This window comes from Psychrobacillus psychrodurans, from assembly GCF_050209195.1.
Classification (GTDB): Bacteria; Bacillota; Bacilli; order Bacillales_A; family Planococcaceae; genus Psychrobacillus; species Psychrobacillus psychrodurans.
This window is the reverse complement of record NZ_CP189791.1, coordinates 2724535-2738478: the sequence shown is the minus strand read 5'-3', so window position 1 is coordinate 2738478 and position 13944 is coordinate 2724535. Positions and strand designations below refer to the sequence as shown.

Annotated in this window: 17 protein-coding genes; 14 read left to right on the top strand and 3 right to left on the bottom strand. The window is 33.2% G+C overall.

The features are described from left to right. Positions 1–95: 95 nt before the first annotated feature. A complete protein-coding gene (locus tag ACQCPR_RS13355; RefSeq protein ID WP_427138946.1) occupies positions 96–1181 on the bottom strand; it encodes an acyltransferase family protein in 1086 nt (361 codons plus the stop codon). A 206-nt stretch (positions 1182–1387) separates the two neighbouring features. On the opposite strand from ACQCPR_RS13355, the gene ACQCPR_RS13350 reads away from it, so the two are divergent. The 13 genes from ACQCPR_RS13350 (at position 1388) to ACQCPR_RS13290 (ending at position 10733) form a co-directional block, all read left to right on the top strand. Further along, positions 1388–2557, top strand: coding sequence for an acyltransferase family protein (locus ACQCPR_RS13350; RefSeq protein WP_427137213.1), 1170 nt, complete (start codon positions 1388–1390; stop codon positions 2555–2557). Between the two features lie 121 nt (positions 2558–2678). Then, positions 2679–3074: a gas vesicle accessory protein GvpU gene (gene gvpU, locus ACQCPR_RS13345; protein ID WP_427137212.1), complete on the top strand. Its 396-nt coding sequence runs from the start codon at positions 2679–2681 to the stop codon at positions 3072–3074. A gap of 65 nt (positions 3075–3139) precedes the next feature. After that, a complete protein-coding gene (locus ACQCPR_RS13340) occupies positions 3140–4852 on the top strand; it encodes a phage tail protein (protein ID WP_427137211.1) in 1713 nt (570 codons plus the stop codon). Positions 4853–4866: 14 nt separating this feature from the next. Next, complete coding sequence (locus ACQCPR_RS13335; RefSeq protein WP_427137210.1) at positions 4867–5223, top strand: hypothetical protein; 357 nt, start codon at positions 4867–4869, stop codon at positions 5221–5223. Between the two features lie 54 nt (positions 5224–5277). Further along, a complete protein-coding gene (locus ACQCPR_RS13330; RefSeq protein ID WP_427137209.1) occupies positions 5278–5691 on the top strand; it encodes a hypothetical protein in 414 nt (137 codons plus the stop codon). 12 nt (positions 5692–5703) lie between these two features. Further along, on the top strand, positions 5704–5988 hold the full coding sequence (locus ACQCPR_RS13325) for a phage holin (RefSeq protein WP_427137208.1): 285 nt from the start codon (positions 5704–5706) through the stop codon (positions 5986–5988). Then, positions 5982–6743, top strand: a complete 762-nt coding sequence (locus ACQCPR_RS13320; RefSeq protein ID WP_427137207.1) for a peptidoglycan recognition protein family protein — start codon at positions 5982–5984, stop codon at positions 6741–6743. The genes ACQCPR_RS13325 and ACQCPR_RS13320 overlap by 7 nt, the downstream gene beginning before the upstream one ends. 207 nt (positions 6744–6950) lie before the next feature. Further along, positions 6951–7925, top strand: coding sequence for a hypothetical protein (locus tag ACQCPR_RS13315; protein ID WP_427137206.1), 975 nt, complete (start codon positions 6951–6953; stop codon positions 7923–7925). 550 nt (positions 7926–8475) lie between these two features. After that, positions 8476–8697, top strand: a complete 222-nt coding sequence (locus ACQCPR_RS13310; protein ID WP_427137205.1) for a transcriptional regulator — start codon at positions 8476–8478, stop codon at positions 8695–8697. Then, positions 8694–8897 carry a hypothetical protein gene (locus tag ACQCPR_RS13305; RefSeq protein WP_427137204.1) on the top strand — a complete coding sequence of 68 codons (204 nt, stop codon included), beginning with the start codon at positions 8694–8696 and terminating at the stop codon, positions 8895–8897. Before ACQCPR_RS13310 ends, ACQCPR_RS13305 begins: the two co-directional genes overlap by 4 nt. Next, positions 8894–10156 (top strand): DNA polymerase thumb domain-containing protein, encoded by a 1263-nt coding sequence (locus ACQCPR_RS13300; protein ID WP_427137203.1) that lies wholly within the window; start codon positions 8894–8896, stop codon positions 10154–10156. The genes ACQCPR_RS13305 and ACQCPR_RS13300 overlap by 4 nt, the downstream gene beginning before the upstream one ends. An 11-nt stretch (positions 10157–10167) precedes the next feature. Beyond that, positions 10168–10497, top strand: a complete 330-nt coding sequence (locus tag ACQCPR_RS13295) for a YolD-like family protein (protein WP_427137202.1) — start codon at positions 10168–10170, stop codon at positions 10495–10497. A 53-nt stretch (positions 10498–10550) separates the two neighbouring features. Next, the gene (locus tag ACQCPR_RS13290) at positions 10551–10733 is read left to right on the top strand and encodes a hypothetical protein (RefSeq protein WP_427137201.1); all 183 of its coding nucleotides are present in this window, start codon (positions 10551–10553) and stop codon (positions 10731–10733) included. A gap of 46 nt (positions 10734–10779) precedes the next feature. Here the strand turns inward: ACQCPR_RS13290 and ACQCPR_RS13285 are convergent, their stop codons facing one another. Beyond that, complete coding sequence (locus ACQCPR_RS13285) at positions 10780–11328, bottom strand: hypothetical protein (protein ID WP_427137200.1); 549 nt, start codon at positions 11326–11328, stop codon at positions 10780–10782. 543 nt (positions 11329–11871) lie between these two features. Between ACQCPR_RS13285 and ACQCPR_RS13280 the strand changes: the two genes are divergently transcribed. Then, complete coding sequence (locus tag ACQCPR_RS13280; protein WP_427137199.1) at positions 11872–12636, top strand: DUF3891 family protein; 765 nt, start codon at positions 11872–11874, stop codon at positions 12634–12636. Between the two features lie 49 nt (positions 12637–12685). Here ACQCPR_RS13280 and ACQCPR_RS13275 read toward each other — a convergent pair whose 3' ends face one another. Next, positions 12686–13816, bottom strand: a complete 1131-nt coding sequence (locus tag ACQCPR_RS13275; RefSeq protein ID WP_427137198.1) for an FAD-dependent monooxygenase — start codon at positions 13814–13816, stop codon at positions 12686–12688. Positions 13817–13944: the final 128 nt, after the last annotated feature.

The window sequence follows — 13944 nt, the reverse complement described above, 5'->3', positions numbered from 1 at the left end:
TATGATTCTTTCAAAACACAGATTAGTTAATTATTAAAAAGAAGAAGCGATTATAGAATCACTTCTTCATATGGCTATAGATTTGAACTTCTACTTTATTTAACTCTATTGTCAAGTGAAGATATAAGTTTTCTTCCTATTTTTATCCCATAAAGTTCAATATACTTGTGAAACATTTTAGAAGTAATATACGTAAGTACCACAACAATACAATAAATAATTAGAAGTCTTATATCTGAAGGTATAAATCCTAAAAGGTCAGAAAGATTACTTGTTAAATAGAACGTAAATACGAAATGAACTATATAACTAGAATATGAGACAATTCCTATTCGAGTAAAGAAGTTTGTTTTTATTACACTGTAACTTTGTAAAAGAATAAAAATAAAAACAAAAGAAATACTAGAAATGAATGGGAAGATAACAATGTATGAAGACTCCATAAATTGACCATTTGACATTAAGTACCAAGAAATTAATGAAAATAGAAGAATAAAAATTATACATGTCGTTTTTTTGAACTTTGGAATTAACTCATTACTATAGGCAATATATAACGCAATACCGATACAGAATACTGGAAGCTGGTTAGTTATATTGTAATAAAAGAAACTATTGTTATAAAATTCTTCAGGTGAATTTAGTATGTAAAAAATCCGTTGAATAAGTAACGAGAAAATTAGAGAACAGAGTGGTAAGACTAAATATGCGTATTTGAATATTCTTTGTAATCTGATAAAAATTGAGAACAATAATGGGAATAAGAGATAAAATAAGATTTCAGTTCCAATAGACCAGCCTCCTGGTACAACGCTATTATTTGCGGTTTCAAATAAGCCATTTAATAAAAAAATGTTTAGGAGAATATCAATTGGATTTTTATTACTTACCCATATTGTTGTATTTATACTCGTAACAATGAAGTATAGAATAATACCAAAATAATATAACGGAGCAATACGAAAAAAACGTCGAATGTAAAAATTCCTTAAAGCAAATTTGGAAGAATTTCTCGAGTTTCTAGAATCCATACTGTAGCATAGTGTAAAAGCCGAAGCTATAAAAAAAAGTTGAACACCCATTTGACCATAATCGGCGAAAGGACGTAAAAGCACATCACCTTCTACACGCTGAGCGGTATGTACCAATATTACTAGTAATATTGCTAGTCCTCTCATCATGTCAATTGAATCGAGTTTTTGTTTTTTTTGTACTTGATTTTGCAAGATAAAGCTCCTTTCTTAATTATCAGAGTATATTTTCACAGATTTGTGCAGCACTTAGTATTATTTCACTAGTATATTGGATTGTAAATGTTTCTTTTTAATGTAGAATTAAAAAGAAATAATATATCGAATATCTTGTTAAATATTTAGGAGGCTGTAAAGTGAATAATTTGAAATGGCTAGACGGTATTCGCGGACTAGCTGCATTAGTTGTGGTGGTCGGACATTATCTTTGTGCATACTACCCATCAGTATTTACCGGGAGTGTAAAAGATTCCCATTTTGATGGATTAATAGATGTGAGGTTAGCTGATACGCCTTTCAATTTATTCTGGAATGGTTACTTTGCTGTTTCAATTTTTTTTGTATTAAGTGGCTTTGTATTATCTACTAAATTTTTTTCTTCTAAGGATTATAGTTTCATAGTATCCTCAGGTATTAGAAGATATGTAAGGTTAGTCATTCCAGTCACATTTTCTTGCGTTATAGCTTACTGTTTACTTAAAGCTAATTTATTTTTTAATGAAGGACTAGCAAACTATACAAAGGCTTACTGGTATTTGCCAAATTACTATAATTTTGAAGCTTCCTTCATTGATATGTTGAAAAAATCTTTAATCGACACATTTATTTATGGTGTTGATACAATATCCTATAATCCTGTTTTATGGACAATGAAAATAGAATTTTTTGGATCACTCTTAGTGTTTGCTATGGCATTATTATTCGGGCAACTTCGTAATAGATATATTTTGTATATTATCTTAATTTGGTTTTTTATAGATACTTACTATGTTGCGTTTATTTTTGGAATGGTATTAAGTGATTTGTATAATAATAAAACCGTAGTGTTTGTTTTTATAAAAAATAAAACAATAAAACTTATGCTACTTTTATGTGGTTTATTTTTTGGATCTTTTCCAACTGTAATCGCAACCGATAAAAATATTTATAGTTATTTAACTTTTGACTTTCTTGGTGGTAGACATGGATCTATGACTATTTTTCATCTAATCGGTGCAACAATTATTATATTTGTGGTATTAAGTTCGAAGAATTTTAAAAAAATATTCTCTCATAGAACTTTATTGTTTTTGGGTGAAATTTCTTTTTCTATGTATTTATTACATTTCATAATTCTTTTTTCTTTTTCTGGTTATCTATCTATAAAACTTTCTAGGTTCCTTCCTTATCATATTAACTTTATATTAACTTTTGCTTGTTCGATAACTATTATTTTAATAATATCGAAAATTTTCGCGAAATTTGTAGATCAAAAGGGAATTAGTTTTTCGAAAGTTATTTACGAAAAAATTTTTAAAGCTCATTAAGTCGAAATGAACAGCCTATTTGGAACATAAAGCGTCGTAATAAATATTTAATAGTTTAGAAGGATTCCTTTCCTCTTATGTCGAATTGTGGAAATATGAGATAAAAGAGGAGGAATGTTTGATGGAAAAAGATATTATTTTAAATTTGTTAAATGAGATGGCAAGTTCTGAATTTGGTATTGAAGTTAGTATTACTTTAAATGTAAAAGGATCGATTGTTACAGGTACATTGATAAATTATGAAAAATATTTAAGTGGTACAAAACAATTTATCGAAGATAATGCTACAGGCAAATATCGTGATGTTTTTTCAGAAGTATTTAATAAACTTCAAGAAAATCACGAGAAATTTTTATTAGAAGAAAAACTAAATGAAGATGAACCTAAAAAGTTTAATTTTATCCATCTCAAAAATGCAAAATATCATTTTGGTGATGTTGCAGTTCCTGACCAAGGTAATTGGTGGAGAGGTAAAATCGAGAGTATCGATGGTTTCACAATTGGTTCTATTGCTTAATAAACAAAGGCATGACTCACATGGGTTGTGCTTTTTTCTTATGGAATGAAAGTAGGTGATGTTATGTGTTAACCGTCACGAAAGATAATCAGACAGAAATGCTCAATCAAATACAAGGCTTTGAAATGGACGAAGAAGTAAACGGATCCCTAGTGGTGAAGTTTACTTCTTTTTCTGTAGAGAATAATCCAGGGTATGAATTAGCAAAAGAAGAGTCAATAACAAGTGTGGAAGGCTATGACTTTCGGGTTAAACAATTAAAAGAAGTTCGTAATCGTAAAGATATTACTGCAATGTCAACATTCTATGATTTAGTTGGTGTACGACAAGAAGATATATACGGAGGTACTCGAACATTTAATCAGTTCGCAGCATTCGTGTTTACTAATACAGGGTGGACGTTTTCTTCCACAGATGTAAGTGGCAGTAAGTTCATTGCTAACTTCGGAAATGACAATGTAATTAAACTGGTTCAAGCATTATGTGCAGCATACGAATGTGAATATAAAATAATGCCTAATAAACACATTGTATTTTCAAAGCAAATAGGCGGTGATTATGACGCTCAATACCGATTTGGTCACAACGTACAAGCCCTATCTAAATCAGTAGATACCACAAATTTACGCACTAGAATAACCGGATATGGTGGAAATGGATTAAAGGTTACTTACACTTCTCCAAATCATACGACTTTCGGTATTATCGATGCCGAACCAATATATGATGATAGGTACACTACATCAGAATCTATGTTAGAGCATTTGAAAAGAAACCTAATTGATTATCCAGAAGCCACATTTGAATTGGATAGTGTGGAATTGACCGATAAAGAATTAGGTGAGCGAGTATGGCTTATTTACGAGCCTATGGGTATCGAGTTTCAAACAAGAGTACTCTCGAAAAAGTCTGTCATTCGTGGAAAGAGATTAGCTACTAAATTAGTGGTATTAGGTAATACAATGCCACGTACTTTAGGGGATATATTAACTTCACAAAAGATTGAGATTGACGAGAATGCTAAGGAATACAGATCCCGAATTGAGCAGACCAACGAACGAATTACGCTAGAAGTTGAGGCTGTTAATTCATCTATTGCAACATTGGAAATTAAGGCAGATAGTATTAATTTATCTGTAACGCAATTAGATGGAAGGCTTGGTAATGCAGAATCGTCCATTAATATACAAGCTGGTCAAATTCAATCGAAAGTTAGTTATTCGGAATATAACGGACAAACTGTATCATCAATGATAACCCAAGATGCCTACGCTATTAGTCTGATGGCACAAAATTTAAAATTACAAGGTCTAGTCAGTATTACAAGTTTAAATAATCCGGGCGAGGTAATTATTGATAGTGGAAATGTATATGGTAATTCTTTTGTAGTTGGTCGGGGAACTGGTTCAACTTTAACAGTGACAGCCATTGCCGGTTCACATGTAATTCAATCAATCGATGCAGCAGGATTAGGTATTATATCAAATGGCTCAATGGGGCTTAGAGCAAGTGGAGCAAACGGAGTTTACATTCCTACTTCTAATTTAGTAGCACAAGCAGGATTTCGTGTCACAGGAGGTATAGCAGATATACAAGTGCCAATGACTGTGCAATCCACACTAAATGCTAGTACTTTGCAAGTACAAGGTATGCCAGTAGCAACACAAAGTTGGGTAGCTAATATGAATTATATTGGACAATCTACTTTAACTGCACAATTAGCTCAACTTGAAAGAGATATAGTAGCATGGGCGAACGGTAAATTTGCGCTTAAATAGGAGAGGAGATTATTATGAATTTCAACATACTCACATACGATGGTTCTAAAATAAATATTCAGGGTGGTCCAGATTTAGCAGAGTTTTGTAAGCAGTTAAACAATCCTGGATTATTAACACTTTCCTTGGGAGGGGAAGTACTTTCAAAAGATTTATTTAAGATTGTTGTTCCAGAAGGTGAATTAACAGGACAGTATGAAGTCTTTACAAAGGATGGAGCTGTCTACCTAACGGATATAGAAAGCTATAATGCTGATGAAATATCGGCTCAAACTAATACGATTCATGGACCGTTTATCCTAATAGGAAGCGTTTTGATACAAAGGTCAAATATTAAAAGGATTAAATTAGCAGCAGTACCAGCAACTTAAGAGCGTTCCAATAGGAGCGTTCTTTTATTTTGCAATAAAGTAGGGGGTATGGGGATGACGGAAGGGAGTAGACCGTCTATGTTCGAGACAGTAAAGGATCATGATGAAAAAATTAACAATCATGAAGAACGAATCGGGGCATTAGAAAAGGTTGACCAGAAGCATGAAGAAAGATTAAAAGAACTTGAAGAACAGTCAATTAAATTAGAAAATACCATTCTTAAAACAAGCACTGAAACTAGAGAAGTGATGCGCGAACAAACAGAAAAACAAACGGAAAAATTGTTTGAACTTTTAAAGACAGCTATGGGCATTCAAAGCACCCGGTCTACACAAAACCATGAATTCAAAATGCTCAAATGGAACACTATAGCTACTATTGTAATGAAGGTGAGTGGCGCATTACTTGGGCTACTTTCATCTGGTGGATTACTTTATTATTATGTAACAGAATTTTGGTTAAAATAGGAGGAATGATTTATGAAAATCAATTGGAAAGTACGTTTTAAAAACCCTGTATTTTTATTTCAACTACTACTTACTGCTTTAACTCCAGCACTAGCATACACAGGTCTTAGTTGGGAAGGGCTAACTACTTGGACTTCGTTATGGGATTTGGTAGTACAAGCCTATAGCAATCCATTTTTGTCTGGTCTTATTGTGATAGCTCTTTACAATCAAATTACTGACCCAGTGACCAAAGGGTTTTCGGATTCTAAACAAACGTTAAGGTACGACAAACCAAAGGAAGATGCGAAATGGTGAAAATCCAAGACATAAGAAACAAAGTCGCTCCTTCTAAAACAACTCGTAAAATATCACAAATAACCAAAATAGCACGGCACCATTCAGCTGGTACAAGTGGTGATTATTTCTCATTTTGGAACTACTGGAAAAGCAAAGGATGGACTAAAGGTGGATATCACGAAATCATCTTACCAGATGGAACTGTTCAGCTCTGCTATGATCCAATCTATCCTACAAACGGAGTAGGTGGTCATAACACGTATATATACAATATATGTTTAGTTGGTAATGGAGCATTTACTGCAGCACAAGAGAGAGCATTTGAAGAAAGATGCTTACTTGCAATGCAAAACTTTGGTTTAGAAGTAGATGACGTACTTGGTCATAATGAATTTAAAGGCACCGCAACCTCTTGTCCAGGAATAAATATGGATAGTGTACGTAAGCGTTTAACAGCTTTATTAGTACCTAAACAAGTAGATGGTGTGTCCTCCACAGACAAAATAATGTGGGGTAAGACGGAACTTAAAAAAGGTCAAATAGGCAAAGTTACTATACTAAAACGCATTAACCTATGGCAAGATGGTCCGAACGGCAAACTTCAAATGGTACGTGTTCTTAATCCTGGTGAAGAGTATCGTGTGTATCGATATCGTGAAGATTACGACGGTCAATATAATGTCGGTGGTGGTATGTGGGTTACTAAGATGGATGGACATATTAAATATGAAACACCATCTAAAGCAATGCTTGCCAAATTAAATATTAAATAATATCATGCCCTGCTCATTAATTTGAGTGGGGTTTTTATTATTTGTCTTTTCATGTACAATTTTAATAAATGTAAGATTTTCTTACTCAAATAACACGATAGGTTAGTTTAAGAATTAGAACTCACTGAATGTAAAAATCACTCAAAAATAAATGTGTTGTATTATAACTATCAATGAATATTCTATTCTTAGAAAGAGGGGGAAAATATGAAATATAAATTTATTACTATACTTCATAATATGAAGTTAGAAACTATCAAAAATAAAGGAACTGAGATATTCCCAGGTGCTAGAATTTCAAACGGTTCTAGAGTATTAACAGAAACATTGGAAACATCATTATCGCGCACTACTATTGGTATTCACTCCATAGATGAATTTAAGAATACAGTATATTTTTACATAGAGGGTGAATTTAAAGATATACATACAAAAGAGGAAATGGACAAAATAGGTAACGAACATACCTTTCTTTTTCTGAGACAAGCACAACATTTCATTCATCACTTATGGGAAGTAAAAGATAATAACATTTATGTGAGAGATGGGTTTCTGTTTGCATATAACCAAAATTTTGAAGAAGGATTTACTTACAAAGCCTCATTATCAGAAATATTTACGTATTCTTCCTGTGAGCAAAAAGAATCAATGTTCTCAAACTCAGAAATATTATCAGCTATCTGCAATTTTATTCCACCTACTTTCGAAGACTACGGCGTAGGAAGTTTTGGGGGAAAGCTGACTAATTCTAACCACTTTTACAAATCTAAGGGTAGTAACAGAATGAAGAGAGCCTCCTATTTTGCAATAGGGGCGCGAAATAGTTCCGTTTTGCCAATGAAAATAGTTTCTTACTGTACGGCTTTAGAATGTTTATTTACAATTGGAAAATCAGAGGTTAATCATAAAATAGCTGAACGAGTTGCTATTATGATAGGAACTTCTGAAGAATCTAAGAAAGGTATATTCAAACTTATTAAAGAGGCTTATAATTACCGCTCTTCGTTGGTACATGGTCAATATCTTAAAGGGACGGAAGTTGAATTAGTTACTATATCGCAAAAGTTAGATGATATATTAAGAAATTTACTTGTAGCTAACCACAATATATTTTCTGAAAATGATAATGTAATGGAAGATTTTTTTCTGGATTTACTTTTTACACAAAATACAAAAATCTAATTAACATAACAAGCCCATATTGAACTCCCATGAAAATTAAAAAATGTTCAAAATCAACAAAATTGCATAACAAAAGAGACTCAGAAATAGCTTTTTTAAAAAAAGGCTGAGCCTTTAGAGTGGAGTTATATTAAGTTGCAAGGTAAATCAAGAATCAACTCCATTCTTGTAAGAATAAAGGCAGGCTGGTGCAATAACCAGAGTAGGATTAATCTCCCATGAGTGCTACTCGTATAGAGTGCGACAGTCTGTGATGCACCGTGGTCGTCGGAGTCAGACTAACGGATGGGCTCAATGGCACCATAGTTGATCGACCTTCTTCGCCAGCCGTAGTATCCTATACCCGATTTTCACATTTTCATTCTCTGTGGTGAAGCGCTGATTTTGCGCTTCATGGATGGCTAACGGGAATAAGGAACGGAACAATTAAATATTAAAATTAGCGACTTACTCTTAATTGGGTAGGTCGCTTTTTTTATTTGCCCAAAAATTTCTAGTTGTAAAATGGAACGATTGTTCGTATACTAATCAAAAGAAGGAGGGAACAGATGTGCGTATAAATATTTTAAAATCCATGCAACTCAATCAAATTATTGAAATGATTTACATGAAAAATAATGGTGAAATCAGTAAGCGAAGAGTAAAGGTAATATCTGTGGAGGGCAATACGTTTAAAGCGTATTGTTTTTTACGAAATACCAAAAGGACTTTTAAAGTTGAAAATGTACTAGCATTTGTTCCCATCATCTACAAGGAGCGTGAGGTAGTGTGAATAGTCGTCAAAAAGAAATTTATGAATACATCAAACACTTTTTAGCAGAAAATAAATATTCTCCATCAATGAGAGAGGTCGGCAATGCTGTTGGAATAAAGTCATCTTCGACAATTCATAAACATCTAGATAATATGAGGGAAAATGGTTACATCGATTTCATTAAATCATCCCCAAGAACTTTGCAAATAATCCAATGATTGATTATAGCGCATTACCTAACCGCTTAATTGCTTGTATAGATATGATGAGCTTTTATGCGTCTTGCATTGCAGTATTACATGATTTAGATGTTAGAACAGTGCCAATTGCAATTGTTGGGAATTTTGATCAAAAAGGTGCTGTTGTATTGGCAGCATCTCCACCTATGAAAAAACGATTTGGAGTTAAAACGGCATCCACAAGGTTACATGAAATACCTAGTCATCCAGATATACGATTGTTTGAACCGAAAATGCAGTACTTCCTTGAAATGAGTATGGCAGTTACAAATATCCTCCACAAATATGTTCCACCAGAAGCCGTTCATGTATACAGTGTGGATGAAAGTTTCATCGATTTAACTGGAACTGAAAAGCTTTGGGGATCTCCAGAAAATACAGTAAAAGAAATTCAAAAAGAAATATTAGAGACCTTACAACTACATTCATCTGCTGGAATGGGACCAAATATGTTAATGGCAAAATTGGCGCTAGATCTAGATGCTAAGAAAACCGGCTTTGCTAAATGGACGTATGAAGATGTTCAAACTAAATTATGGCCAGTAACTCCGTTAACAGAAATGTGGGGTATTGGTCGAGGAACAGAAAAGACTTTAAACAATATGGGTATATTCAGTATCGGACAATTAGCTAGGACTCCATTAGAGTTACTGGAAGATAAATTTGGTGTTATGGGGAATCAATTATTTCATCATGCACACGGAATCGATCTATCCGATATGAGCTCACCTTCGGTTGAAAGACAAGTCAGTTTTGGCAAAAGCCAAATCCTCATGCGTGACTACAATAAAATTGAAGAAGTAAAAGCGGTCATACTTGAAATGTGTGAAGACGTGGCAAAGCGGGCAAGAGATACACTCCAAGCAGCTAGAACTATTTCATTAGGAATTGGTTATAGTAAAAATGCATTTGGCGGAGGATTTCAGAGAGCTAGAACAATACAAGATGCTACAAATGATACCATGAAAATTTATAATGTTTGCTTAGATTTGTTGAAAGAAAATTACAATAAAAATCCTGTAAGACATATATCCATCTCCATAACAAAATTAGAAGATGAACACTCCATGCAGCTAAGTTTATTTGAAAAGAAAAACTGGAAGAACAGAAAACTTGCGACTGCTATGGACGACATTCGAAATCGATATGGATCCGCTGCATTATTAAGAGCTGTGTCTTATACTCCAGCAGGAACTGCAGTTAAACGGTCGAAAATGGTTGGTGGGCATAAAGAATAGGAGTGGAACGTTTGATTAGAGATCGCGGTATGATGAAATGGCAAGGCATGATGTTAACCGAACATGTAGCGATGTTGAAAGAATATAACCAGGAAATAAAAAAAGAACCCAGACCAGAATTAGACGAATGGGATTATGATGCCATTCAATATACTTTGGATGCAGCCATTATAAGTAAAGCTGATACGAAAATTAAAAGATGGAAAAATGGAGAATTTATATACAACAGAGGAACGGTAGAAAGTGTGAATTTGCAGAAGCGAGAAATCGAATTGCAAGATCCATTTTATTTGTTATCATTAAAGCTAGATGAAATAGTAGACGTAACTATAATGGATTAAAAGAAGGACTTTCTTTACTCCTCTCGAATAGATACTCAAAGGGGGGGAGTTAAATGAAAAAATATGAAGTCAAAATTACTTTTTATAGCGGACAAAAATTTGATTTTGAAACTAATTCAGATGTGCGGAGTTTAAATCCCATTGAAATAAATGGAGCACGAATGATTATGACAGAAGAAGAAATTGGGATTAATATTATTCATATTAAAGACATGAAAGTAATTGAACGAACTTAATATAGTAGAAAACCACCAACCAGATTAATGGAAGGTGGTTATTTTATTACCATAATTCTAATGATTCACCATGTTGTTTTACTTCATCACTCATTTGTTCAATTTCTGAAGCTTGAAGAACTAGTTCAATCATTGGATCAGTTTCGTTTGGTACAAAATTATCTTTTTGAACAGTATATTGAGTAACTTTTATATCATTTTGTAAAACTAAAACAGTTATTTTTTTCGCATCTTTAATGTCATCTTGCTGGAGGAAATCAAATGTTTGTGTAATGATATTTTGAACTTGCATGCCAGGCTTAGAATCCTCACTAATAACTAGTTTAACAGTTACGTGTTGATTAGTTCTTAGAGCATCAGTAACATCAACTTTAGTAGCAAATTCAAATACAGATGTATCAATTGTAGTTTCAGTAACATCTTCAACTACTTCTTCTTGTACTTTATCACCCACAACATCTTCAACTACCTGCATATCGTTAGAGGTATTCTCTTTATCTGAATTATCTCTTACTGCACCAATAATAGCTAACACTATAATTATAATAATTACTATAAACCACCATGTCTTATAAAATGGTTTTACATTCTTCAATTAAAAACCCCATTGCATATATTTACCATAATAGTAATACATGCAAGAAAGGATGTATAGTTTATTCTGAAGTCATTATCCATAACACTTACACATTTATAAATTTTACACATATTTTACACAAGAATTCACTAAAGTATTGTTATCACTAGGGTTATAAAGTATATTCGACCCCGACCACCGGTATCGAACTAAACGTGCCGATTTCGTGCCGATTTCAATTGAAACACTTTAAAAAGATATGAAAAGTGTATAAGTAAAAAACAAGTTTTTATATAGTTTCTTCTATTATATAACCCATTATAAAAACGCTAATTAATCAAGTTCGAGATGGAAGGCTCTATCGGTTAATCCATTTATACAAATACAGCAAGGTGTACAATTCACCTTGCTGTATTTTTTTATTTGTTCGTTTTATCTGAGATAGGATAGGACTAGGTAAAAAATGTGCATACTTAGTAAAATTAGTTTGAAATAGTTTTATAAGTGGTACTTTAAAAATAAGACAACTTGTATAGTTCTATACAGAAAGGAAAATTAAAAATGATTATATTCGAACGAGAAAAGAGCTATATTATGGTTGCTCAAAATGATCATGCAAAAGTTTCAAAGGATATTGCTCAAAATTGTAAAGAGGATTACTTTTTTTCTCCGAATCGAAAAAAAGAAGTGTTACTTGCAGTTGGAGAACATGACAGAGGTTGGATTGAGCCAGATACTTCTCCGATTTGGAATGATAAAAAGGAAATACCTTACTCTTTTATTGATTATCCTACCGATCTCAAAATTTCTTTTTATAAAAAAGGACTGGATGAGGTGGAGGAAATGAGTAATTACGCTGGTCTATTATGCAGTTTACATTATTCCTCCTTCATTCAGGATGCTGATGAATCAGTAGTGAAAGAATTTTGGGAAGTAGAAAAGCAAAGACAGAATCGACTTTCAGATGAATTAGGTATAATAGAAGACGAAGATATGAAGGAAACGATGATGTATCATTTAGATTTATTGAAGTTTTCGGATTTCATTTCCCTTTATATTTGTTTGCATGAACCTGGAGACAACAAGAACAAACATCCCTTTTTCCAAAACGGCTTTCCACAGCTATTCCTTTTTGCCACAGATAAACCAATCATTGCTCATTGGGAAAGTAAAGAAGCTGTGTCGCTTTCGTTTTCCCCTCTAAATGGTGAAACAGAAGTGGAGCTGCCTTATAAGGAAGTAATGAAAGAGCAAATAGAAAAAGACGGTATACTACAGGCATATAAAGATACCCTTTTTTCTACAAGAAAAGTGAAGTTTAAATAAGATGAATAACACAAAAAAACCAGTCATTTGACTGGTTTAACAAAATAAATTAAATCATGACAACAAATTGAGAAGCAAAAGATTGTTCTTTTTCAATTTGGATTGCTTGAATTTTGGCCACTTCTTTTTTTCTTGTCGTTGCACAATCAGCTAAATTGAGCTGATCAATTGTATTATTATCAATTAAATTTGCTAGAAAATCGGCGTCCTTTAATGCACTATTTAATCCAAAAGCTCCTGTTGGTGTCATTGTATGAACTGCATCACCGATTAATGCGAGGCCTTTTTTACCCCAATTTTCACTAGTGCTACTATACACATCTAATACAACGAAATCCTTCCAGGATTGAATATTTTCACGGACGGTTTGTTCAAGTTCTGGAAACGCAAGAATCAGTTGTTCGATAAATGGCGTAAAGGGCTGTTTTCTTAGAGAAACAAAGGAACCTTCTTCAATATTCCAACCGATCTGAATGTATCCATTTACTTGTGTAAATAAGGATATTTGCTTATCTTCAATCAGTGCCATTTTAATAGTCGGTTCCCAATTTTTTGGTGCAGGAATTCTTGCCCAAAGTAAATCGTAGCCGTGTTTACGGATAGTTACAGCTAGATCTGCTTGTTTTCGAACGGTCGAATTACGACCATCTGCACCAATAACAAGTTCACTTTCAATGATGATTATTTCTTCATTGCGTGAAGCTTTGACGCCGGTGTAAGTTCCTTCTTCATCTTGTAGTAGTTTATCTACTTTCGTGCTCAGCATTAAATGGAAGGTTGGGTATTGCTCAGCTGCCGTTATTAGTACTTGTAACAAATGTGCTTGTGGTACATGAATGCCCAGATGTCCTATAGCAGAATCCGCTAAAATTGTTTTATATAGCTCACCATTCTGCCAATACTCAAGTTTCTCCATTCGCAAAAGCCCGAGCTTCTCGACTTCGTCAAATAAATTATATTTTTTTAAAATCGCTTCGCCTTCTTCATTTAAATGCTCTCCACGAAACGTCTTACCAATTTGATTTGTTCGCTCTATTAATACAACGGAAACATTCTTTCTAGCCAACAAATAAGCAAGAAGTGCTCCACCTGGACCTGCACCTACGATACATACATCAACTTTCACGATATTAATTCCTCTCTTTGTTTCTAATTCATATAAGCAAAATGGGTCATTCATATTATCATATGTATATTTTAGCGAAACAAAAGCTTATTATCCATCTTTTCAACGCTAAATACAATGTTCGTCAGCGAATATCCGTCTATAATAAGAAAATAGGGGGATTTATATATCTGAAGTAAACT